This is a genomic window from Mycolicibacterium flavescens (assembly GCF_001722335.1).
Taxonomy (GTDB): Bacteria; Actinomycetota; Actinomycetes; order Mycobacteriales; family Mycobacteriaceae; genus Mycobacterium; species Mycobacterium flavescens.
The window spans coordinates 160,461-183,031 of sequence record NZ_MIHA01000004.1 but is presented as its reverse complement, the minus strand read 5'-3'; the positions used below and the strand labels follow the sequence as shown (position 1 = coordinate 183,031).

Annotated in this window: 22 protein-coding genes, 1 tRNA gene and 1 pseudogene; 17 read left to right on the top strand and 7 right to left on the bottom strand. The window is 68.8% G+C overall.

The genetic code is table 11. From position 1 onward, the window contains the following. Positions 1 to 50: 50 nt before the first annotated feature. Positions 51 to 365: a DUF7155 family protein gene (locus tag BHQ18_RS07130; protein WP_069412893.1), complete on the top strand. Its 315-nt coding sequence runs from the start codon at positions 51 to 53 to the stop codon at positions 363 to 365. A 55-nt stretch (positions 366 to 420) separates the two neighbouring features. Here the strand turns inward: BHQ18_RS07130 and BHQ18_RS07125 are convergent, their stop codons facing one another. Then, a complete protein-coding gene (locus BHQ18_RS07125) occupies positions 421 to 666 on the bottom strand; it encodes a hypothetical protein (RefSeq protein ID WP_069412892.1) in 246 nt (81 codons plus the stop codon). Positions 667 to 815: 149 nt separating this feature from the next. On the opposite strand from BHQ18_RS07125, the gene BHQ18_RS07120 reads away from it, so the two are divergent. The 5 genes from BHQ18_RS07120 to BHQ18_RS07100 all read left to right on the top strand — a co-directional run bounded on the left by BHQ18_RS07120 (position 816) and on the right by BHQ18_RS07100 (position 4,793). Next, positions 816 to 891, top strand: a tRNA-Asn gene (locus tag BHQ18_RS07120). A gap of 62 nt (positions 892 to 953) precedes the next feature. Beyond that, a complete protein-coding gene (locus tag BHQ18_RS07115) occupies positions 954 to 1,322 on the top strand; it encodes a hypothetical protein (RefSeq protein ID WP_069412891.1) in 369 nt (122 codons plus the stop codon). Between the two features lie 164 nt (positions 1,323 to 1,486). Further along, on the top strand, positions 1,487 to 3,634 hold the full coding sequence (locus BHQ18_RS07110; protein ID WP_069412890.1) for a glycoside hydrolase family 183 protein: 2,148 nt from the start codon (positions 1,487 to 1,489) through the stop codon (positions 3,632 to 3,634). Between the two features lies 1 nt (position 3,635). Beyond that, positions 3,636 to 4,094 (top strand): hypothetical protein, encoded by a 459-nt coding sequence (locus tag BHQ18_RS07105; RefSeq protein ID WP_069412889.1) that lies wholly within the window; start codon positions 3,636 to 3,638, stop codon positions 4,092 to 4,094. A 309-nt stretch (positions 4,095 to 4,403) separates the two neighbouring features. Continuing rightward, positions 4,404 to 4,793: a nuclear transport factor 2 family protein gene (locus BHQ18_RS07100; protein WP_069412888.1), complete on the top strand. Its 390-nt coding sequence runs from the start codon at positions 4,404 to 4,406 to the stop codon at positions 4,791 to 4,793. A gap of 43 nt (positions 4,794 to 4,836) precedes the next feature. Here BHQ18_RS07100 and BHQ18_RS07095 read toward each other — a convergent pair whose 3' ends face one another. Beyond that, positions 4,837 to 6,810: an acyl-CoA dehydrogenase family protein gene (locus BHQ18_RS07095; protein WP_069412887.1), complete on the bottom strand. Its 1,974-nt coding sequence runs from the start codon at positions 6,808 to 6,810 to the stop codon at positions 4,837 to 4,839. A 102-nt stretch (positions 6,811 to 6,912) separates the two neighbouring features. Between BHQ18_RS07095 and BHQ18_RS07090 the strand changes: the two genes are divergently transcribed. The 4 genes from BHQ18_RS07090 to BHQ18_RS07075 all read left to right on the top strand — a co-directional run bounded on the left by BHQ18_RS07090 (position 6,913) and on the right by BHQ18_RS07075 (position 10,859). Then, positions 6,913 to 7,632 carry a VIT1/CCC1 transporter family protein gene (locus BHQ18_RS07090; protein ID WP_069412886.1) on the top strand — a complete coding sequence of 240 codons (720 nt, stop codon included), beginning with the start codon at positions 6,913 to 6,915 and terminating at the stop codon, positions 7,630 to 7,632. A gap of 106 nt (positions 7,633 to 7,738) precedes the next feature. Beyond that, entirely contained in the window at positions 7,739 to 8,968 is a 1,230-nt protein-coding gene (locus tag BHQ18_RS07085; RefSeq protein ID WP_069412885.1) for a CaiB/BaiF CoA transferase family protein, read from the top strand. Next, positions 8,965 to 9,657, top strand: coding sequence for a TetR/AcrR family transcriptional regulator (locus BHQ18_RS07080; RefSeq protein ID WP_069412884.1), 693 nt, complete (start codon positions 8,965 to 8,967; stop codon positions 9,655 to 9,657). Before BHQ18_RS07085 ends, BHQ18_RS07080 begins: the two co-directional genes overlap by 4 nt. Positions 9,658 to 9,686: 29 nt before the next feature. Continuing rightward, on the top strand, positions 9,687 to 10,859 hold the full coding sequence (locus tag BHQ18_RS07075; protein ID WP_234794110.1) for a cytochrome P450: 1,173 nt from the start codon (positions 9,687 to 9,689) through the stop codon (positions 10,857 to 10,859). Positions 10,860 to 10,886: 27 nt separating this feature from the next. Here the strand turns inward: BHQ18_RS07075 and BHQ18_RS07070 are convergent, their stop codons facing one another. After that, positions 10,887 to 11,171, bottom strand: a complete 285-nt coding sequence (locus BHQ18_RS07070; protein WP_069412882.1) for a hypothetical protein — start codon at positions 11,169 to 11,171, stop codon at positions 10,887 to 10,889. A 36-nt stretch (positions 11,172 to 11,207) separates the two neighbouring features. Between BHQ18_RS07070 and BHQ18_RS07065 the strand changes: the two genes are divergently transcribed. Then, positions 11,208 to 12,389 carry an amidohydrolase family protein gene (locus BHQ18_RS07065; protein WP_069412881.1) on the top strand — a complete coding sequence of 394 codons (1,182 nt, stop codon included), beginning with the start codon at positions 11,208 to 11,210 and terminating at the stop codon, positions 12,387 to 12,389. 3 nt (positions 12,390 to 12,392) lie between these two features. On the opposite strand, the gene BHQ18_RS30450 is transcribed toward BHQ18_RS07065, so the two are convergent. Next, complete coding sequence (locus BHQ18_RS30450; RefSeq protein WP_372516634.1) at positions 12,393 to 13,205, bottom strand: hypothetical protein; 813 nt, start codon at positions 13,203 to 13,205, stop codon at positions 12,393 to 12,395. Here BHQ18_RS30450 and BHQ18_RS07055 point away from each other — a divergent pair. Next, entirely contained in the window at positions 13,170 to 14,087 is a 918-nt protein-coding gene (locus BHQ18_RS07055; RefSeq protein ID WP_372516635.1) for an MCE family protein, read from the top strand. The genes BHQ18_RS30450 and BHQ18_RS07055 overlap by 36 nt on opposite strands. A gap of 1 nt (position 14,088) precedes the next feature. Then, positions 14,089 to 14,562 (top strand): annotated as a pseudogene (locus BHQ18_RS07050) (MCE family protein); the annotation flags it as partial. 175 nt (positions 14,563 to 14,737) lie between these two features. On the opposite strand, the gene BHQ18_RS07045 reads toward BHQ18_RS07050, so the two are convergent. Next, a complete protein-coding gene (locus tag BHQ18_RS07045; protein WP_069412877.1) occupies positions 14,738 to 15,304 on the bottom strand; it encodes a TetR/AcrR family transcriptional regulator in 567 nt (188 codons plus the stop codon). 107 nt (positions 15,305 to 15,411) lie between these two features. On the opposite strand from BHQ18_RS07045, the gene BHQ18_RS07040 reads away from it, so the two are divergent. Next, positions 15,412 to 16,392 carry an oxygenase MpaB family protein gene (locus BHQ18_RS07040; protein ID WP_234794103.1) on the top strand — a complete coding sequence of 327 codons (981 nt, stop codon included), beginning with the start codon at positions 15,412 to 15,414 and terminating at the stop codon, positions 16,390 to 16,392. Here BHQ18_RS07040 and BHQ18_RS07035 read toward each other — a convergent pair. Both BHQ18_RS07035 and BHQ18_RS07030 read right to left on the bottom strand, forming a co-directional pair. Beyond that, positions 16,376 to 17,581 carry an MFS transporter gene (locus BHQ18_RS07035; RefSeq protein ID WP_069412876.1) on the bottom strand — a complete coding sequence of 402 codons (1,206 nt, stop codon included), beginning with the start codon at positions 17,579 to 17,581 and terminating at the stop codon, positions 16,376 to 16,378. The two genes, BHQ18_RS07040 and BHQ18_RS07035, sit on opposite strands and share 17 nt — an antisense overlap. A 27-nt stretch (positions 17,582 to 17,608) precedes the next feature. After that, complete coding sequence (locus BHQ18_RS07030; protein WP_069412875.1) at positions 17,609 to 18,049, bottom strand: MarR family winged helix-turn-helix transcriptional regulator; 441 nt, start codon at positions 18,047 to 18,049, stop codon at positions 17,609 to 17,611. 82 nt (positions 18,050 to 18,131) lie between these two features. Between BHQ18_RS07030 and BHQ18_RS07025 the strand changes: the two genes are divergently transcribed. Genes BHQ18_RS07025 through BHQ18_RS07015 form a run of 3 tightly spaced genes read left to right on the top strand, consistent with a single transcriptional unit; the run spans position 18,132 to position 22,568 of the window. Continuing rightward, positions 18,132 to 20,183, top strand: coding sequence for an ATP-binding cassette domain-containing protein (locus BHQ18_RS07025; RefSeq protein ID WP_069412874.1), 2,052 nt, complete (start codon positions 18,132 to 18,134; stop codon positions 20,181 to 20,183). After that, positions 20,180 to 21,028, top strand: coding sequence for an energy-coupling factor transporter transmembrane component T family protein (locus BHQ18_RS07020; RefSeq protein WP_069412873.1), 849 nt, complete (start codon positions 20,180 to 20,182; stop codon positions 21,026 to 21,028). The genes BHQ18_RS07025 and BHQ18_RS07020 overlap by 4 nt, the downstream gene beginning before the upstream one ends. Positions 21,029 to 21,050: 22 nt before the next feature. Next, entirely contained in the window at positions 21,051 to 22,568 is a 1,518-nt protein-coding gene (locus BHQ18_RS07015; RefSeq protein WP_069413032.1) for a TldD/PmbA family protein, read from the top strand. The last annotated feature ends 3 nt before the right edge of the window (positions 22,569 to 22,571 follow it).

Sequence of the window (22,571 nt, the reverse complement as noted above, 5' to 3'; positions counted from 1 at the left end):
ATGGTGGGCCCGCTATAGAACCGTCGGGGAACGGTCAGGAAGGCGAACACGTGACATCAGCCAACAACCGGGCGCGGCGCATCATCGCCGCCGGCGCATTCGCGGTGGCCGCGGTCGCGGCGCCGTTCGCGGCATCCGTGCTCTCCGGTGCCTCCGACGTGCAGGCCGGGCCGGCGTGCCTGGCCTGGTTCGGCAACAAGGAGGACGGCAAGTGCCTGTCGTACTCCAACGGCAACGGCGTCAACGTCGGAACCCCCGACCTCGGCGTGTACGGGCCGAACTCGAGCAACGTGCCCGGCGGCGGCATCGGTGTGAGCACCGGCCCGCTGTTCCCGGGGCAGACGTGGTCCAACGGGATCAACTAGCTTCGACCGTCCTTAACGGGTTGATTGCACGCTTATTAGGCGGGTGATCAACCCGTTAAGTCGTTTTTCGGGTCTCCGGGCCGATGACCGCCGTGCCCTGGTCCAGCTCGGTCAACGTGACCATCGGCGGATCGGGGGAGACCCGGTCGGCGATCTTGCGCCGGCCCGCGTCGATCATCGCCTTGGCGGCCGGGCTCTCGGTGACCGCGCGATAGGTCCCCGCGATCTGCTCATATCGGCGTCGGCCGGCCTTGGAGCCCAGTACGTAGCCGACACCCAATACGACGAAATACCCGATCACAGGGTCCCTTCCAGACGACGGTGTGTTCGTCTCCATCCTGCCTCACGCGGCCGAGAGCGCGAGCGGTGGCGGCGTATTGGCAACCCGGACGATGCGTACGCTAGAGTCATGCCTCGGCCCGCACACGAAGCCAGATCGCGGGTGAGCAGTCCCCTGTAGCTCAATTGGCAGAGCATTCGGCTGTTAACCGAAGGGTTGCTGGTTCGAGTCCAGCCGGGGGAGCCAGGTATTCAACACTCCGGCCTCGATGGCCGAGCTGTCGCGCGATCGCAGAGCATGATGGGGCGATGGCCGACGCAGGAATCTGGATCGCGTGGGGCTTACCCGCGCGTGGACGCGAACCGCAAGCTCTCGAGCTCCTCAAGGAGACCACGACGGGCTACCTCGACGAACTCCGCGACGAGGGTCGCATCGAACGTTTCGACACCGCGATCCTGCGCCCGCAGAGCACCGAGCTCGGCGGCTTCATCTTGATCCAGGGCTCGCAGGACCAGATCGACGCGCTGCGCCGCGCGCCCGACTTCGAGCAATGGGTCACCCGCGTACAATTTGTCGCCGACCGCGTCGGCATGGTCGAGGCCTGGGTCAACGACGGGCTCGGCGAAGCGATGGACCTCTACAGCCAGGCGCTGCACGACGCAGGCATCCTCCCGTAACGAACGTTGCCCGGCCGACGATATTGACGTCGAACTCCCCATGAGGTCGGCGACTGTAGCGACAGCTGTGGTTCCTGCGACGGTCGTCCCTTTTGCTGTATTGCTCCTGAAGGTGCTGTCTAATGGCAATTCGACTGGTTGGGGACGGCCTGCGGGAGGAACACATGGGAGCAGCACACTACGTCGGTCGCGTCGGCGGTCTGGCCGTCGCGCTCGGCGTCGGAACCGCGATCGCCACCGGACACGGCATCGCCGTCGCCGACACGACGGATTCGCAGTCCGAGTCCACCAACGCCGAGCAGTCGTCGACCGCCGGCGACACCACCGGCACCGCCACCACGAGCGACACCACCGCCGGCGATGACGCCCCGGTGGATGACGACGACGCCGACGAGACAACGTCGACGACGACGACGACCACCAACGGTGTGACCGTCCGTGCGCAGACCAACACCAGCGCCCCGTCCGACGAGCCGACCGAGGAGCCGGAACCGACCGAGGAGCCGGAACCGACCGAGGAGCCGACGCCCACTGAAGAGCCGACGCCGACCGACGAGCCGAAGCCCACCGATGAGCCGAAGCCCACCGATGAGCCGAAGCCCACCGACGAGCCGACGCCGAAGCGCGAACCGAGCAAGCAGGCCACCGACGCGGAGCCGAAGCCGCTGGCCAAGACCCAACAGGTCACCACCACCGAGTCCACGACCCGCGCGCAGTCGCTGTCCGATCCGGCCGCCACCGTCCAGAAACCGGCCAGGGTCGCGGTGTTCGCCGACGCCCGCTCGCTGGCCGCGCCCGAAGCGTCGCCGCTGCTGACCACCAGCCAGCCGATCAGCGCGCCGGCCGCCGCGACGCCGTCGCTGCCGAACCTCTTCACCGCGGTCACCAATGTCGTGTCCAGCACGATCAACTGGATCCTCAACCCGTTCGCCGGGATGGCCCCGTCGACCCCCGCGCAGCCTCCGCTGATCTGGGGTCTGCTGGCCTTCGCCCGCCGCGAGTTCGAGAACTTCTTCGCGGCGCTGACCGGTCGCAGCAATACGCCGGCGACGCAGCAACCGATGACGGCGCTCGCGCTCGCGGCGGCCCCAAACACACCGCTGTACTCGCCGTTCCCCAACCCGCAGGTCAGCCCGTCGACGCAGTTCGTCGCCTGGGTGACCGGCAACTACAAGTACCCGAACGACGCGCAGACCGGGTACACGGACCTGATCGCCGACACCTCGACCCGGTACACCGTCGGCGGCACCGACCTCGGAATCATGTGGGACAACGGGATTCCCGACGATCCGAGCACTCCGGACATCAACGAGAACCAGATCCTGATCGCCGTCGGTGACACGTTCGCCGACGGGAACATGTCGATCGACTGGCGGTCCAACACGATTTTCCGCAGCTCGGATCGGGACCTCTTCAACGGCATGGAGATACCCGACGGGCAGTGGTACACCGGCAACATGTTCGGCGGCGCGCCGCTGGGACCCGACGGGTATCCGAACCGTGCCCGTCAGGTCATTTTCGCCGAGGGGCTTCCCGCCGGTATCACGCTGATCCCCACCGCCGGCATCTCGGTGCCCCGCGAGGAATCCGAATTCCACGTCCGGCAGTACGTGAGCTTCATGTCGGTGACGCAATGGGGTGCGCCGGGATCGTGGACGACGAACTACTCGGCCATCGCCTACTCCGACGACAACGGCGAGACCTTCCATGTCGCGCCGCAGACCGTCCGCTACAACCAGCCGTGGAGCGGTAACCAGAACTTCCAGCAGATGGCGTTCGTGCGGCCCGGCGACGGATACGTCTACGTGTACGGCACACCCAACGGCCGGCAGGGCGCCGCGCACCTGGCGCGGGTGCAGGAGCAGGAGATCCTCGACCTCAGCAAGTACGAGTACTGGAGCGCGGGCAGTCGCGGCTTCTTCGGCTTCGGCGCCACCCCGGCCGGCTGGAAGAAGAACAATCCCGCCGCGGCCACCGCGGTCTTCGGGGTGGACAAGGGCGCCTGCGGTGTCGCCAACCCCGGCAACCAGGTCAGCGAAATGTCGGTGCAGTACAACCAGGCGCTGGGCAAGTACGTGGTGCTGCACGGGGACCAGTTCAACAACATCGTGATGCGCACGGCGGACACCCCGCAGGGCAAGTGGTCGAGCGCCAAAGTGCTGATGGCACAGCAGAGCGGCGGCATCTACGCGCCGATGATGCACCCGTGGTCGCCGTCGACCCTGGGCACCGGCACCGATCTGTACTGGAACCTGTCGCTGTGGTCGGACTACAACGTGATGCTGATGCGTACCGACCTGACCAAGGTGTGACGTGTTGAGAGCCGCTGTGCTCGCGGTGCTCGTCGCGCTGGCGGGTGCGCCGATGGCATGTGCGCAACCAGTCTCCCAAAGCAGCGGCTGCACAAGCGATCTCGAGGGTGCGATGACGCGCACACCTGATGCCGACGCCCCGTCGGTGTGCCGCGGCGGCGCATGGCAGCCGGTGACCGTGCCGCAACCGCCGGCCGACCGGTGGGTGAGTTCGCAAGCGCCGCTGCTGCTGCACGGCCAGGGCATGCGCAACCCGGACATGGTGGCGGGCACCTGGACCGCGACGCCCCGCGACCCCTCGGCGCGGTGCCGCGCGCAACTACGTGACGTGGTCGGACCGGGGGAGCTGAGCGCCCCCGCGACCGTCGAAGGCCAGCCCGGTCAGCCGGTGCGTGTGGAGGTGGCGCCCCGGATGTTCACCGTCGAGCTGAGCGGGAACTGCGTCTGGACCCGAGACTGACGGTCGCTTACCGCTTCAATGACCCTGGCGGCCAGCCCACCCGGATCTCGCTCGGCGGGATGCCCCGGTCGGGCCGATCTTGCGCAGTTCCGAGGCTCACAACCGGGCCTGAACTCGGACAAACGATTGCGCTGGCAATCACGTCAATGTGTCTGTGTCAAACGGGTCCTGGGCGACGGGGCGCGGCGCACAATTCGAGGCGGCGGCGAACGGTTCGACTGATCCGGGAGCCGCACCACCCCGTGCGACTCCCACGACCGGCCACGCTCTCGCGGCCGAATTACCGGATACGCACGAAGGGAAAAGACCATGTCCGAGCAGGAGAACAAGCAGCTCGTTCAGCGGGGCTACGAGGCGTTCGCGGCCGGCGACATCGAAACCGTGATGGGACTGTTCGCCGATGACGTCGAATGGGTGCAGCCCGGCGACAGCGTCGTCAGCGGCACCTTCCACGGCAAGACCGAGCTGATGGAGTACATGGGCCGGATCGCGCAGAAGTCGCCCACCATTCGGGTTCTGGAAATGATCGCCGAGGGCGACACCGTCGTCGCGCTCACAGAGATCTCGGTGGACGGCCACACCAGCCGTGACGCGGATGTCTACACGATCCGCGACGGCAAGACCGCCACCGTCCGGATCCACGGCGACACCGCGCTGATGGAGCAGGTGTACGGCAAGAAGGAACTGGCCGCCGGCTGACGAGAGGTAGGGAGTCGGCCCGCCCGCACCGGGCGGGCCGTCCTCACTTCGGCTCGATGGTGCCCGAGCTGATCGCGTCCTGCTCGGTGTGCTCGTCGGCGTCCGGGATGTGCTCGGGGTGCAGCATCTCGGCGTAGCGCAGCGACTCGGGGATCCCGAATCCGTCGACCAGCAACTCGGCGTACGGCCGCAGGGTGCGACACCGCTCGTTGATGCCCCGGGTGACGGCCTTGGCGCGCTCGGTCGAGATGAACCTGTGCTCGATGAACCACGCCTTGTCCTTCTCGATCACCGACAGCGCGTACAGGTCGCAGACCATGTTGAGGATCTTGCGGGCCTCCTCGTCGGGGCACGCGTCGATACCGGCGACGAACGCTTCGAGGATCACCCGGTCGATGTGGGCTGCGGCGCAGTGCAGCACGTGGTCCTGCACCGCGTTGAACGCGTCGAACTCGCTCATCTCCTTCGACTTGCCCTGCAACCGGCGCGCCACCGTGGAAAGCATGTACTCTTCGCGGTCCTCGAACATCTGGACCTGGGTGCCGCGGTTGAAGAGGCTGCCCTCCTCCTCGTTGTCCTGGCGGGTGTCGAGGATCGTCTGGATGATCGTCTCGGCCGCAGTGCGTTTGAGCACCCGCTCGCCGGCGAAGTTGGCCGCGAACCGCACCCACTCCACCGGGCTCATGCTCTTGACGTCGTCGGCGTAGGCGGTCAGCAACTGCTTGGCCACCAACTGCGTCAGCACGTGGTTGTCGCCCTCGAACGTGGTGAACACGTCGGTGTCGGCCTTCAGCGCGATCAGCCGGTTCTCGGCCATGTAGCCCGCGCCGCCGCACGCCTCGCGCGCCTCCTGGATCGCGCGGGTGGCGTGCCAGGTGTTGGCGGCCTTCAGACCCGCCGCGCGGGCCTCGAGTTCGCGCTGCTCCTCGGGGTCGGGATCCTCGGCGCTCTGCAGATCGTGGCACTTGGCGACGAGTTCGTTCTGCGCGAACTGCAGCGCATACGATTCGGCGATCAGCGGCAGCAACCGGCGCTGGTGCACGAGGTAGTCCATGATGACGACTTCGCGGTCCTCGCCCGGTGCCTCGAACTGCCTGCGCTGCAGGCCATATCGCGTCGCGATGTCGAGTGCCACGCGAGCCGCGGCCGCCGCGCTGCCGCCGACGGTGACCCGGCCGCGGACCAGGGTGCCGAGCATGGTGAAGAACCGGCGGCCGGGGCTCTCGATCGGTGAGCTGTAGGTCCCGTCGGGGGCGACGTCGCCGTACCTGTTGAGCAGGTTCTCGCGCGGCACGCGGACCTTGTCGAACTGGATCCGGCCGTTGTCGACGCCGGGCAGCCCGCCCTTGTAGTGGCAGTCCGACGTCGTCACCCCGGGCAGGTCGTTGCCCTCCTCGTCGCGGATCGGCACCAGCACGCAGTGCACGCCGTGCCCCTCACCGTCGGGGGTGATCAGCTGCGCGAAAACCGCGGCGATGCGGGCGGTTTCGGCGGCCCCGCCGATGTAGTCCTTGCGCGCGGTCGGCGTCGGGGAGTCGATGACGAACTCTTCGGTCGCCGGGTCGTAGGTGGCGGTGGTCTCCAGCGCCTGCACGTTGCTGCCGTGGCCGGTCTCGGTCATCGCGTAGCAGCCGAGAAGCTCGCAGTCGATGACGGGTTTGACGTACTTCTGGTGGTGGCGTTCGGTGCCGAGGTTCTCGATGGCCCCGCCGAACAGCCCCCACTGCACACCGGCTTTAACCATCAGCGACAGGTCGCTCATCGCCAGCATCTCGATCTGGGTGACGGCCGCGCCGACGTCGCCGTTGCCGCCGTGCTCTTTCGCGAAGCCGTCCTCGGCGGCGCCCATGGCGGCCATGATCTTGAGCTGTTCGGCCACTTTGGTGCGGGCGATGACGGTGTTGGGGGTGTAGTGCGGTCGAAAGATATCGCTGGAGAGTTCTTCTCGCATCCGGTTCTTCACGTCGCGCCAACGGCCGTCGAGCGCATTGCGCAGATGTTCCGCAGTGGTGGTCATGAGTTTGACGGTAACCCTCGGCGGTGCTCCGCAAACTGTGATGTCACAAACCCAGGCGATCCTTATCGACCGGGCCGCGCCGGGCGGGAGTTGAATGCAGCCATGAGAACGCAACCGGACCCGCGGCGCCCGCACGACTTCGACCACCGGCACGGCGACGTCAGCGGCGGCTGGCTGCGGGCGGCCACGTTCGGGGCGATGGACGGGCTGGTGTCCAACACCGCACTGGTGGCCGGGGTCGGCGCCGCGGGTGATTCGCAGGCGGTGCTGATCGGCGGGTTCGCCGGGCTGGTCGCCGGGGCGTTCTCGATGGCATTGGGTGAATTCGCCTCGGTGCAGACGGCCAACGAACAGATCGAGTCCGAGGTCCGCGTCGAACGCCGCGCGCTGAGCCGGTATCCCCAGGCCGAGGAAGCCGAACTCACCGACGCGATGATCCAGATGGGGATGCGCCCGGAGACGGCCCGCCAAGCCGCCCAGGAGATCCACCGCGACGCGGACCAGGCGCTGCACTTCCACCTCGTCCAGGAGATCGGCATCGACCCGCGGGAGAAACCGTCGCCGTACGTCGCGGCCGGTTCCTCGTTCGTCACGTTCGCGATCGGCGCGGTGATCCCGCTGATCCCGTTCCTGCTGGGCGCCGAACTGCTGTGGCTGGGTCTGCTGTGCGGCGGGCTGGGCCTGCTGGTGGCCGGCGCCGTCGGGTCCCGGTTCACCAAGAAGCCGATCTGGTTCGCGGCGCTACGCCAACTCGCGTTCGGCGTGGTGGCGGTCGCGGCCACCTATCTGGTCGGCAGTCTGATCGGGGCAGCGGTGACCTGACCTTGTGATCCAGGTCTCGACTTGCCGTCTCATTTTGATACGCTGGCAGCCACGCAGTTGCATACTGTGGACCGCGTCACATGGGACTGGGAGGTGCTCGCGAGCGATGGACCGTCCACTGGCTGGAGTTCGCGTACTTGAGGTCGCGCAGTTCACGTTCGTTCCCTCGGCGGGCGCCGTGCTCGCGGACTGGGGCGCCGAGGTCATCAAGATCGAGAACCCGATCACCGGCGACGGTCAGCGCGGGCTGGCCACCGTCCTCGGCCACGGCACCGGCGTCGACAGCGCGGTGTTCGCACCCGTCATCGAGGGTCCCAACCGTGGTAAACGCAGCATCGGGCTCGAGCTCGGCGTCGCCCAGGCCCGCCCGGTACTCGACGAACTGATCCGCCGCAGCGACGTGTTCCTGACCAATTACCTGCCCACCGCGCGGGCCAAGCTGCACATCGATCTCGACGAGGTGCGCCGGATCAACCCCGACATCATCTACGTCACCGGAAGCGGCTTCGGCACCACCGGCCCCGACCGCGAATCCGGTGCCTACGACGCGACCGCGTTCTGGGCCCGCGGCGGCAGCGCCGACGGGGTGACCCCGTCGTGTGCCGAACAGTCGGCCTACATGCCGGCCGGCGGGTACGGCGACAACATCGGCGGGATGGCGATCGCCGGCGGCGTGGCCGCGGCGCTCTACGGCCGCCGCACCACCGGTGAGCCGTCGGTACTGGACATCTCGCTGCTGGCGGTCGGCGCCTGGGCCACCCAGTACAGCGTCAACATGGCGCTGCAGGCCGGCGGCCCGTTGCCCAAGTTCGAATGCAAGACCCAGGCGCCCTGCAATCCGCTCACCGGCAGCTACCGCACCGCCGACGGCCGCTACATCCAACTGGCGATGCTCCAGCCGACCCGGCACTGGCCGGAGTTCTGCCGGCTGATGGGTTGCGCCGAGTACGCGTTCGACGAGCGGTTCACGACGCTGGAGGGCCTCACCGAGAACATCGATGCCGCAGTCGAAATCGTGGAGACCGCGATCGGTTCGCGCCCGCTCGCCGAATGCGCCAGGCTCCTCGACTACGGCACCGGGCCGTGGGCCGTCGTGCAGGACAGCTGGGAGGTCGGCAACGACGAGGCGCTGGTCGCCAACGGCCGCATCGTCGAGGTGCGGGACTGTCGCGGACAGGCCCAGAAGTTGGTCGCCAACCCGGTGAAATTCGACGACGGCGAGCTCAGCCTGCACCGCGCGCCGAAATTCGCCGAACACACCGACGAGGTGCTGCGCGAACTGGGACTCGACGATGAGACGCTGACCGAGCTGAAGTTCGCCGGGGCGATCACATGACCGTCAGCATCTTCGACACCGCCGACGAGGACGACGACTTCGTCCGCAGCCGGCTGATCACCGCCGCCGAACACGAGTTCGCCGAAAACGAGGCGGGCACAGTGCAGATGGAGGCGATCGCCAAACGGGCTGGAGTGTCGCGGGCCACCGCCTTCCGTCGGCTGGGCAGCATCTCCGAGGTCGTCGTGCAGGTCGCGATGCGGCGCGCCCGGCGCCACATCGCCGCGGTGCAGGAGTTGATGGCTACGGAGTCGGAGGTGTTCGCGAAGATCGAGGCCGCGCTGATCTACACCGCGCGTGAACTGCCCACCGACGCGTCGATCGCGGCGCTGATCGCCCAGCACTCCACCAGCGCCAACGACGCCCGCGTGCACCAGGCCGCGGTCGGCGCCATGGGCGACGTCATCCGAGAAGGGCGGCGCCGCGGCGAGATTCGCGACGACATCGAGATCGACGACATCGTCGACTTCCTGGTCGAGCAGACCTATCTGGCCGCCGAGGCCGTGGACCGGTCCGAGGACGCAGTGAAACGGCGGTTCCGCCGGTTCGTGGTGCCCGCGATCGAAGCGCGCCACGGGGTAGGGGGCGACGTGCTCGCCCAGGCGCGGGAACTACAGGCCGCGGCCGCGGCGGCGACGGCGGCCGCGCAACGACTGACCGAGCAGTTGGAGAAAGGACATCAATCGTGACCGCTGATCCGCGGGTGACGCAGTGCCCGGTGGGCACCATCGAGTTGACCAGTCTGGCGGGGCTGGCGCTGACCGGGTTCGCCGCCATCGACGCCCTCCAGGACGAGATGCGTCCGGTGTTCCGCAACACCGAAGCCGACGGCTACTGGATGTTCACCGACTACGCCGCGATCCTCGAGGGCCTGCAGCATCCGGAGTGGTGGTCGAGCAGCGTGATCGTGCCGACCGATCCCAACCCGCCGTACCAGTGGATCCCGGTGATGGTCGACCCGCCGCAGCACGCCAAGTGGCGGCAGGTGCTGGCCGAGTACTTCTCGCCCGGCCGGGTCAAGGGGCTGCGCGACGAACACCGCAGGCTCGCAGCCGATCTGGTGGAGCGAATCGCTGCCGAGGGGTCATGCGATTTCGTCAAGCAGGTGGCGCGGGTTTTCCCGTCGCACATCTTCCTCAACATCATGGGCATGCCGGTCGAACGCCTCGACGAGTTCCTCGAGTGGGAAGACAAGATGCTGCACCAGACCGGTGTGGGTGACGAGGTGATGGCGATCCGGCTCGAGGGCATGCAGCAGGTGGTGGCCTACTTCCAGACGCTGATCGATCAACGCCGCGCCGAGCGCGACCCCGAGGCCCAGGACATCGTCAGCGCGGCGATCGGCTGGACCATCGACGGCGAACCGGTCTCCGACGGCGACCTGCTCAACTGCCTTCTGCTGCTGTTCATGGCCGGCCTCGACACCGTCGCCAGCCAGCTGTCGTACGCGATGCTGCACCTGGCCACCCACCCGCAGGACCGGGCCCGCCTCGTCGCCGAACCCGACATCATTCCGCACGCGGTCGAGGAGCTGCTGCGCGCCTATCCGATTGTGCAGACCGCCCGGAAAGCCACGCAGGACATGGATTTTCACGGCTGCCCGGTCAAGGCCGGCGACATGGCGTCGTTCCCGCTGGCCGCCGCGGGCCGCGACGAGCAGATGTTCGACGACGCGCGCCGCGTCGACCTCGATCGCGGTGTGACCCGGCACATCTCGTTCGGCGCCGGACCGCACCGCTGCCTCGGTTCGCATCTGGCGCGGCAGGAGATGGCCGTGATGCTCGAAGAGTGGCACCGGCGCATCCCCGAGTACCGGGTCACCGAAGAACCCGTCGAGCACGCCGGGCAGGTGTTCGGACTCGACTCGCTTCAGTTGCGGTGGAAGGACTGATCGACCATCTCGGCTACGGTCACGCGGTCAGCTCCCGTCACCGGTCGGGGAGTAGCCGAAGAACTTCTCGAAGTTGGCGTCGGTGAGCGCCCGTTCGCGGTAGCGCTGCGCGGCGGCTTCGAGTCCGGCGAGCCGGGCACGTGCCTTCTGCAGCGCCGCGGGGTCGGTGAGCTCGGCGACCTGCGCGCGGGTGTCGGCGATCTCCAGCCGCAGCCGCTCACCGGCCTCGCCGAACGTCAGAAGGTCGTGGTCGTCCTCGTTCATCCTGGTGCGCGCCGCAGTCGAATCCTGTTGCGAAGCATCGTTCGTCATACCGCTCAGGCTACCCATCAGCGTTAGGAGTCACTCATGCCTCTGCAGGACCACCACCAGATCGTCTCCGTCGACGACCATCTCATCGAACACCCCCGGGTGTGGCAGGACCGCCTGCCGGAGAAGTTCAAGGGAAACGGGCCGCGCATCGTCGAACGCGACGGCAGCCATCTGTGGAGCTACGACGGGGAGATCTTCCCGACCATCGGGCTCAACGCCGTCGCCGGCAAGCCGCCGCAGGAGTGGGGCACCGACCCGGTGCGCTACGAGGAGATGATCCCCGGCTGCTACGACCCCGTCGCGCGGATCGCCGACATGGACCTCGACGGGGTGCAGGCCGCGCTGTGCTTCCCGTCGTTCCCCGGATTCGGCGGTAGCACGTTCTTCCGCGGCAAGGACAAGGAGCTCGCGCTGCTGTGCGTGCAGGCGTGGAACGACTTCTACATCGACGAGTGGTGCGCAACCGCCCCCGATCGCTATGTGCCGCTGGGCATCCTGCCGGTGTGGGACATCGACGCCACCGTCGCCGAGGCCGAACGCGTCGCGGCCAAGGGCGCGCGCACGGTGTCGTTTCCGGACAGTCCCGTCCCGATGGGTCTGCCGTCGTTTCACTCCGACCACTGGGACGGCCTGTGGCGGGTCTGCTCGGATGCGCAGATGCCGGTGTCACTGCACTTCGGGTCCGGCTCGTACGTGCCCGGCTTCTCGTTCTCGTCGATGGCCGCGGCGCCCACCCCGACGGTGCCCGACGCGCCGTTCGCGGTCGCCATCGCGCTGTTCTCGACGAACCTGATGTGGACGACGGTGGACCTGCTGTTCTCGGGCAAGCTGCAGAAGTTCCCCGACCTGCAGTTCTCGCTGTCCGAGGGCGGGATCGGCTGGGTGCCCTACATTCTCGAGCGCACCGACTACGTCTGGGAGCGGCACCGCTACTACCAGCCGATCGATTTCGACACCCGGCCCTCGGACCTGTTCCGACGCCACTTCTACGGCTGCTTCATCGACGACGAGCACGGGCTGGCCAACCGGCACACCGTCGGCGTCGACCGCATCACGCTCGAAATCGACTTCCCGCATTCGGATTCGAACTGGCCGAACTCGCGCAAGCGGGCCGCCGAGGTGCTGGCCGGAGTCCCCGACGACGAGTGCTCGCTGATCGTCGAGGAGAACGCGCGGCGGATGCTGCGGTTCCCGAGGGTGCCCGCGCCGGTCGGCTGAGCGCTACTGCGGCGCGAGCATCTGCTTCCAGCCGTTGTCGGCGTCGGGCGCCGAGTTCTGCACCCGGTAGGTGACGCCGTCGGGTCCGACGACTTCACCGCTGGCCGGTGAGTAGATTCCGGCGGTCGGTATCGGCGCGGGGTGGTACACGCACGGGTTAGGTTGCTGCCCATTGCATTCCACGCTGCCCGCGCCGGGCGCTGTCAGGGGGTCGCTGACCGGGCCCGGTGTCGGGGGCAGCCGGTCGGCCGGCATCGGGTTCACCCCGGTGTTGATGGTGGGGGCGGGGCGCACCCGGCCCGGTTCGACGGCGACGGTGCAGCGCGCCGCCGGGGCCGGGCAGTCGACGATCTGGTTGGGGTCGCCGTACCAGGGGTTGGTGCCCATGGGGACGTACGGTTCGCTGCCGCGGCATTCGGTCGGGGTGGCCGCGCGCTTGCCCGGTACGTCGACGCACGGGTAGTTGCGGGCGCCGCGAACCACATTCGGCGCGTCCTTGGGGATCTTGCAGTACCGCACGTCGGTCGGCAGCGGGGCGGTCGTGGTGTCGGCGGGCGAACGCCACTCGCCCGGCGGCGAGAACCCGGTCAGGCACGCGGGCGGGTTGTTGATGGTCAGGTTGAAGTTCAGCCCGACTGTTCCGGGGAACGGCGCGAGCACGGTCTGCGCGACCGAGGCGCCCTGCGGCAGGATCACCAGGAACTGTTCGAGCCCATTGTCGTAACGCTTGAGCATGTCGAGCAGGATGGTGGTGTTGGCCAGCAGCTGCGGCAGCGTGTCGTGCATCGAGGAGAACACGTCGCGCGCCTGTTCCACGACGGGACCGGACTCGGCGAGCACCCCGAGAACGCCACCGCCAGGATCGGCCAGACCAGCCTGTTGGGCACCCAGCACCTCGAACTCGCCGCTCCGCCGGAGCCGTCGACGGAGCCGCTGCGCAACGGTGACACGATCCCGCTGAGCCACTCGTCGGCCTATCCGACCACCGAGCGCACCCTGGCCAGCGTCGCCAGCGTGCTGCGCGGCGGCGGGGTCGAACACCTCGAGGTCATCTCGACCGAGGTGAACAACATCCTGTCCGGCAACGCCGACCGGATCCGGTCGCTGATCGGCAAGCTCGACACGTTCACCACCGCGCTCAACGCGCAGCGCTACGAGATCGCCCGCGCCATCGAGGAAGTGCGCGAGCTACTAACCATCGTCGTCGACAACGACGCCACCCTCGACCGGGTGTTGACCGACTTCCCGCCGCTGGTGGCGCATTTCGCCGATCAGCGGGAGTTGTTCACCGGGTCGGTCGAAGCGCTCGGCCGGTTCAGCGACGTCACCGGTCGCACGATGGCCGCCGCACGCGCCGACCTGCACGAGAACCTGCGGCTGCTGCAGCGCCCGCTCAAGGAACTGGGCCGGGCCGCCCCGCATCTGCCGGGTGCGCTGGAGATCCTGCTGACGCTGCCGTTCACCGCCGACGAGGTCGGCAAGTTCGTCCGCGGCGACTACATCAACCTCTCGCCGACCTTCGACCTGACGCTGAGCACCATCGACAACTCGTTCCTGGCCGGCACCCGGTTCTCGGGTGCGTTGCGCGCACTCGAACAGGCGTGGGGCCGCGACCCGAACACGATGGTGCCCGACATCCGGTTCACGCCGAACCCGCTCACCGCGCCCGGCGGACCGCTGATCGAGAGGTCCGAGTGAGGTGCTGACCCGCTTCGTTCGCATCCAGCTGGTGGTCTTCGCGCTGCTGACGATCATCGCGGTGACCGTGCTGTGCGTGTACTACCTGCGGCTGCCGACCATGGCCGGGATGGGTCAGTACACGGTGTACGCCAAGCTGCCGTCCTCCGGCGGGCTCTACGCGACGGCGAACGTGACCTACCGCGGCGTGACCGTCGGCAAGGTCACCGACGTGCGTCCCACCCGCGACGGGGTCACCGCCACGATGAGCATCGACGACCGCTACCGGATCCCCGCCGGAGTGGCGGCCAACGTGCACTCGGTGTCCGCGGTGGGTGAGCAGTACGTCGACCTGGTCACCGAAGCCGATCAGCCCGCCGCGCCAGGCCATCTCGCCGACGGGCAGACCATCGTCGACACCACGGTGCCCGCCGAGATCGGCCCGATCCTGGACTCGGTCAACCGCGGGCTGGACGCGTTGCCGCGCGACAAGCTGGCCGCCGCGCCTACCGGTTCTTCGCTTTCGACGCCTGGGACTCGATCGGCTTGTGCGTCGTGTGGCCGGGTTTGCAGCCCGAGCATTGGGTCGCGGAGGGATTCCGTCGCGCCAACCTGACCGTGCTCGACCTCGAGGTCGACAAGGCGGTGAAGGCCGCGCTGGCGTGAGGCCGCTACCGCGGGACGACCGACAGCGTGGTGAACGTGGTGATCAGCCGGCTCAACTCGGCGACGAACTCCTCGCGGTCGATCGCCGGTTCGTCGAGCACGTAGCGAATCGTGATCTGCTCCAACGCCTGTACCGCCAGCCACACCATCGCCGGACGCCGCATCGGAATGCCGTTGGTGACCCCGGCCAGATAGCCGGAGGCCAGATCGGTGGCGCGCTGCTCGATGGTCCGGATCTCGGCCGAGCCGCCCAACCGCGGCATCTGCTCGACCAGCACCCGCACCAGTTCCCGGTTGCGTTCGGTGGCGTCGAGCACCGCGGTGACGATGCGCCGCACGGGATCGGCGCCGCCGGTTCCGGTGACCGTGTCGAAGGCCTCGGCCAGTTGTGCGGCGATGCGCTCGATCATCCGCTCGACGGTGGCGGCGACGATCGCGTCCTTGTTCGGGAAGTACTGATAGATGCTGCCGGGACTGACGCCGGCCTCGGCGGCGATGCGGTGGGTTGACACCCCGTCGTACCCGGATACGTCAAGGAGGCGAGCGGCCGCGTCCAGAATCCGGTCGACCATCTGGCGGGACCTCTGCTGACGAGGCACTTTTCTGGGAATCTGCTGCGCCACGACCTTCTCTTGAACACGACTAGTATGCGATTAGATACTCGCATTACGGTAGTGCCATGGTGAGCGATCTGCGGCGCGACCTGTCTGATCGGGCGATGGACAAGCTGTTCGAACCCGTGCGGCGGCAGTTCTTCAAAGGCGTGCGGTTCGACGAACCCGTCGGCGATCCCGGCTGGTACGGACCCGACAGCGCCATGTGGTACGTCCACTCGCACCTGCCGACCTTCCAGATCGGGTTGGCCGCGGCGGCGATGATGGAGACGCTTCACCCCACCATGGCGTGGATGGGCTACGAGCACACCAGGGCCATCGAGCGCCGCCCCGACGGGGCGCCCACCGGCAATTTCGACGACAAGGGAATGTCTTCACGCACCGGGCATTCGGTGGCGTTCTTCCTCGGGGTGGCGATGGGCCCGACGGCCGTCGCCGAGCAGGTGTGCCGGACGGTGCGCGCCATGCACGACACGATCGAGGGTGTGCGCCCCGACGGGCACGCGTACCGGGCCAACGATCCGGAGTTGCTGACGTGGAACTACGCCACGCAGGCGTGGGGACTGGTGGCCGCGCACACGGCCTATCACCCGCGCCCACTCGAAGGCGAACGGCTCGAACAGTTTTTCGCCGAATACGCCCGCATGGGTGAGGCGCTTGGCGGCGTCGACGTGCCGACCACCCGGGCCGGGGTGATGCAGGTGCTCGAGGACTCGGTGCCCCAGCTCGCGGTCACGATCCCGACCGTTCGCTACCTCAATCCGCTTGCCCCGTGGCGTTATCCGCGGCCTCAGCGCCCGCTGTACTCGCTGATCGAGTGGGCGGTACAGGGATCTGCACCCGCGATGGGCTCAGCAGCTGATGAACACCCCGAAGTTCACGGCTGCGGGGCGGCTGGCGCGCCGGCGGGCGACCAAGGCGCTGCTGAACGTGTTCGGCGACGGTGTGATCCGCGAGGTGCGCCAGTCGCGGGCCCGGGCCGCGGCGGCTGCACTGGTCAGCGCGTGAGCGGCGCGGATAGGTGGGGTCTCAATCTCCGACGGTGAGCGCGGTCGCCTCGTCTTTGAGTTGCTCGAGTTCGGACTCTTCGGCATCGATGCCGCGTAGGTGAGACCGGGTCAACGCCAGCACGCCGACGCCCGCCAGCACGGCGGCCGCACCCACCCAGTACGGCAGGTGCACGTTGATCCGCTCGCCGAGCACCCCGGCCAGCCACGGCGCGACGGCCGCGCCGCCGAACCGCATGAAGCTGTAGGCCGCCGAGGCCACACCGCGTTCGACGGGGGCGGCCTTCATGACGGTCTCGGTGATCAGCGTGTTGGTGATACCGCACCACAATCCGGCCACCACGACCGAGGCCGCCAGCACCACCTTGTCGTCGGTGAAGATCGCCATCACGGCCAGCGTCGCCGCCATCACCACCAGGTTGACCAGCAGCACGGGCAGCGTGCCGAAGCGGCGCTGCAGCCGCGGTGCGACGACCACCGACGTGAACGCCAGCGCGACACCCCACCCGAAGAAGATGAACCCGATCTCGGAGGCGCTCATGTCGAGCGGGAACGGCGTGAACGCCAGCAGTGTGAAGAACCCGAAGTTGTACAACAGCGCGGTGACCGCGACGCCGAACAGGCCGCGGTGCCGCAGCGCGCGGAACGGGTCGGCCAGCGTGGTCGCGCGTTCGGCGCGCGGCGTCGGGGGCAGCAGGAAGACCGTGACCACGAAGGCGAACGCCATCAGCGCCGACACCCCGAAGAACGGTCCGCGCCAGGAGATCGTGCCGAGCGCCCCGCCGACCAGCGGGCCGACCGCGATACCCAGGCCCAGCGCGGCCTCGTAGAGGATGATCGCCTGTGCCACAGATCCTTTCGCGGAGTTCACGATCGCGGCCAGGGCGGTGGCGATGAACAGCGCGTTGCCCAGGCCCCACAATGCGCGCCAGCCGACGATCTCCATCACGGTGGCTGACATCCCGGCCAGCCCGGCGCCGACGATGATCACCGCCAAACCGAGCAGCAGAGTGCGTTTGGGGCCGATGCGGCTGGACACCACACCGGTGATCAGCATCGCCACCCCCATCACCGCCATGTAGCTGGTGAACAACAGCGACACCTGTGACGGTGAGGCATCGAGGTTCTCGGCGATCGGCTTGAGGATCGGGTCGACCAGGCCGATGCCCATGAACGCGACGACGCACGCGAACGCAACGGCCCAGACAGCTTTCGGTTGACGCCACATCCGGGCGCACCCTCCTTTAGTTGGCCTTTATTTGGTGACAGTCGTCGGCGTCGACGCGTCCTCGAGCAACCGGCGCAGCACGCGGACGGCTTCGGCCAACGTGTCGCGGTCTTGGTCGTCCAGGCGATCGAGATACGGGTCGATCGCCGCGCCGCGATCGATGCGGACCTGCCGCAGCGTGTCCACGCCCTCGGCGGTGATCTCGATGAGCACCGCGCGGGCGTCGTCGGGGTCGACCCGGCGCGTCACCATGCCGGCGTCCTCCAATCGGCGCACCTGAGTGGTCATCGTGGGCTGCGAGCAGTGGTCGAGCGCGGCCAGGTCCGAGATGCGCGTGGGGCCCTGGTCTTCGATCGTGGACAGCAGCCGCGCCTGGGCGTAGCCGAGCGGAAGACGGACCCGCTGGGTGGCCAGGCGGTTGATCCGGGCGACGACGGACAGCAGGTCGGAACCGAGCGTTCGAGCCATGCGGCCAGATTACATAGTCACGCTATGTGTTTCAAACGGTCTGCTTGCGGGCCACCGTCATCGCGGCTGGCAGAATCGTGCAATGACCGCGACCGGGCAACCACCTCGACGAAAGGGTGCGTTGCGTCCGGTCGAACTGGCTCAGGCCTCCGTGATGGCCGCGCTGTGCGCGGCCACCGCGATCATCGCCGTCGTCGTGCCGTTCGCGGCGGGGCTGTCGCTGCTCGGCACCGTGCCGATGGGGCTGCTCGCGTACCGCTACCGACTGCGGGTGCTGCTCACCGCGACCGTCGCCGGCGGCATCATCGCGTTCCTGATCGCCGGGATGGGCGGGTTCATGACCGTGGTGAACTGCGCCTATATCGGCGGGCTGACCGGCATCGTCAAACGCCGCGGCCGCGGGACGCCGACGGTGTTCGTGGCCGCGCTCGTCGCCGGCGCCGCGTTCGGCGCGGCCGTCGTGGTGGCGTTGTCGGTGCTCTCGCGGCTGCGCCACCTGCTGTTCGAGTCGGTCACCGCGAACGTCACCGGCACCGCCGCGATCATCGCGCGCATCCCGAACATGCAGGGTGTGGCCGAGCGGCTCAAACACGACTTCGCGATCGCGCTGGACTACTGGCCGCTGCTGTTCTTCGGCTCCGGCGTGGTGTCGATCACGTTCGTCAGCCTGGTCGGCTGGTGGGCGCTGTCGCGGGTGATGGACCGCCTCTTCGGCATCCCCGACGTGCACAAGCTGGAAGCCTCGGCCGACGCCCTATCCGACGGTGAGGCCGTCGCCCCGGTGCCGACCCGGCTGCGCGACGTGCACTTCCGCTACCCGTCGGCCGACCACGACGCACTCGGCCCGCTCACCATGACCGTCGAACCGGGCGAGCACCTCGCGATCACCGGGGCCAACGGTTCGGGCAAGACCACGCTGATGCTGATGCTGGCCGGCCGCGAACCCACCGCGGGCCGGATCGAACGCCCCGGCGCCGTCGGGTTGGGCCGCATCGGCGGCACAGCGGTGATCATGCAGCACCCCGAGAGCCAGGTGCTCGGCACCCGCGTCGCCGACGACGTGGTGTGGGGGCTGCCGCCCGGCGCGGTCACCGACGTGCCGCAACTGCTCGAGGAAGTAGGCCTCGACGGGATGGCCGAACGCGACACCGGCGGCCTGTCCGGCGGCGAACTGCAGCGGCTCGCGGTGGCGGCCGCGCTCGCGCGCGAACCGTCGCTGCTGATCGCCGACGAGGTCACCAGCATGGTCGACCAGCAGGGCCGCGACGCGCTGATGGGCGTGCTGTCCGGGCTGACCCGGCGCCACCAGATGTCGCTGGTGCACATCACCCACTACAACGACGAGGCCGACGCCGCCGACCGCACCGTCGACCTGACCGGCGGCCCCGGCGGGGACGACAACACCGACATGGTGGAGACGTCGGAGGCGCCGACCGCCACGGCCGTCCCCGGCCACGACACCGCCCCGGTGCTGGAGCTCAGAGGCGTCAGCCACGAGTACGGCAGCGGGACGCCGTGGGCGGCGACCGCGCTGCGCGACATCAGCTTCACCGTCAACGAGGGCGACGGCGTGCTGATCCACGGGCTCAACGGGTCGGGCAAGTCGACGCTGGCGTGGATCGTGGCCGGTCTGACCGTGCCGACCGAGGGCGACTGCCTGCTCGACGGCGCCCCGGTCGCCGATCAGGTCGGCGCCGTCGCGATCTCGTTCCAGGCCGCCCGGCTGCAGCTGATGCGTGGCCGCGTCGACCTCGAGATCGCCTCGGCCGCCGGGTTTTCGGTGCGGGAGTCGGCCCGGGTGACCGAAGCGCTGGCGACGGTGGGCCTGGACGCGTCACTGGCCAAGCGGCGCATCGACCAGCTCAGCGGCGGTCAGATGCGCCGCGTCGTGCTGGCCGGCCTGCTGGCCCGCAAGCCGCGCGCGCTGATCCTCGACGAACCGCTGGCCGGTCTCGACGCGGCGAGCGGACGCGGCCTGCTGCGGCTGCTGGCCCAGCTCCGCCGGACCGCGAACCTCACCGTCGTCGTGATCTCGCACGACTTCACCGGGCTCGAGGAATTGTGCCCGCGCACACTGCATCTGGAAGGCGGCGCACTGGTGCCCACCCCGACGGCCGCGGGCGGACGAGCATGAGCGCGCCGTCGACCGGTCGCCGCCAGCGCCGCTCGGTGGTCCTGCTGCGGCCGGTCCCCGGCGACAGCGTCATCCACCGGCTGTGGGCGGGCACCAAACTGCTCATGGTCGCCGCGATCGGCGTGCTGATGACGTTCTACCCGGGCTGGGTGCCGATCGGCGCGGTGGCGGTGCTGGTGCTCGTCGCGGCGCGGCTGGCCGGCATCCAGCGCGGCGTGTTGCCGAGCATCCCCGGCTGGCTGATCTTCCTGGTGTTCCTGGGCGGGTTGACCGCCACCTTCGCCGGCGGCGACCCGGTGATCGGGCTGGGCTCGGTCGAGGTGGGGTTGGGCGGACTGCTGAACTTCCTGCGCATCACCGCGCTGTCGATCGTGCTGCTCGGGCTGGGCGCGATGGTGTCGTGGACGACGAACGTCGCCGAGATCGCGCCCGCCGTCGCGACTTTGGGGCGCCCGCTGCGGGTGTTGCGGATACCGGTCGACGAGTGGGCGGTCGCGTTGGCGTTGGCGCTGCGCGCGTTCCCGATGCTGATCGACGAGTTCCGGATCCTCTACGCCGCGCGCCGGCTGCGACCCAAACCGGCGGCCCCGCGCCGGCGCGGCCACTGGCGGCGCTGGTGGATGGAGGCGATCGACATGCTGGCCGCGGCGATCACCGTCGCCTTGCGGCGGGCCGACGAGATGGGCGACGCGATCACCGCGCGCGGCGGCGCCGGGCAGATCTCGGCGGCGCCGTCGCGTCCGAAGGCGATCGACTGGTGGGCGATGCTGATCGTCGCCGCGGTGTGCGGGGTGGCCCTGGCGTTGGAGCTGACGGTGCTCGGCACCAGCGCGGTGACCCGCTGACCTCACCGTTACGGTGGTGACCGTGACAGCAACCCGACGAGTCGATTCCGACTTTCTCGCGCTGCCGCGGTCTGCGCTCGCCGATGCGGCGCTGTCCGCCGCGCTGGCCGAGGGCGCCAGTTACGCCGACCTGCGCGTGCACGCGATCACCACCGAGTTGATGCAGTTGCGCGACGGGGAACTGGAGGCCGCGGTCGTCGACCGCGAGATCGGCCTGGCGGTGCGCGTGATCGTCGACGGCACCTGGGGTTTCGCCTCGCACGCCGAGCTCGACGTCGACGTGGCGGCCGAGACCGCGCGCCGGGCGGTGCGGGTCGCGCGGACGCTGGCGCCGCTGAACGCCGAGCGCATCGAGTTGGCCGCCGAACCGGTCTACACCGACGTGAGCTGGGTGTCGGACTACGTGATCGACCCGTTCGAGGTCGCGGCCGCCGACAAGCTGGCGGTGCTCGGCGAGTACTCCGGCCGGCTGTTGGCCGCCGACGGTGTCGACCATGTCTCGGCGGGATGGCATGCGGCCAAGGAGCAGACGTTCTACGCCGACACGTTCGGCTCGTCGATCACCCAGCAGCGGGTGCGGGTGCAGCCGTCGTTGGAGGCCGTCACCGTCGACGCCGCCGCGGGCACCTTCGAGACGATGCGCACGCTGGCGCCGCCGACGGCGCGGGGCTGGGAGTACGCCGCCGGCGACGAGGTATGGGACTGGTCATCGGAGCTGGCCGAGCTGCCGGTGTGGCTGGCCGAGAAGGTCAAGGCCCCGAGCGTCGAGGCCGGGCCGACAGACCTGGTGATCGACCCGTCGAACCTGTGGTTGACGATCCACGAATCCATCGGCCACGCCACCGAATACGACCGCGCGATCGGTTACGAGGCGGCGTATGCCGGGACGTCGTTCGCCACACCGGACAAGCTCGGGACGATGCGCTACGGCTCGCCGGTGATGAACGTGACCGCCGATCGCACCGTCGACCACGGCCTGGCGTCGATCGGTTTCGACGACGAGGGGGTGCGGGCGCAGAAGTGGGATCTGGTGCGCGACGGGATTTTCGTCGGGTATCAGCTGGACCGGGTGTTCGCGCCGCGGCTCGGCGTCGGCCGCTCCAACGGCTGCTCGTACGCCGACTCACCGCACCACGTCCCGATCCAGCGGATGGCCAACGTGTCGCTGGAACCGGCGGCCGAGGACGTCAGCACCGAGGACCTGATCGCGCGGGTGTCCGACGGGCTGTACATCGTCGGTGACAAGAGTTGGTCGATCGACATGCAGCGCTACAACTTCCAGTTCACCGGGCAGCGGTTCTTCCGGATCCGCGACGGCCGGTTGGACGGTCAGGTGCGTGATGTGGCGTATCAGGCGACGACGACGGACTTCTGGGGGTCGATGGAGGCGGTGGGCGGGCCGTCGACGTGGCGTCTCGGCGGGGCGTTCAACTGCGGCAAGGCACAACCCGGGCAGGTCGCGGCGGTCAGCCACGGCTGCCCGTCGGCGTTGTTCCGCGGGGTCAACGTGCTCAACACCGTGGCCGAGGCGGGGCGGTAACCG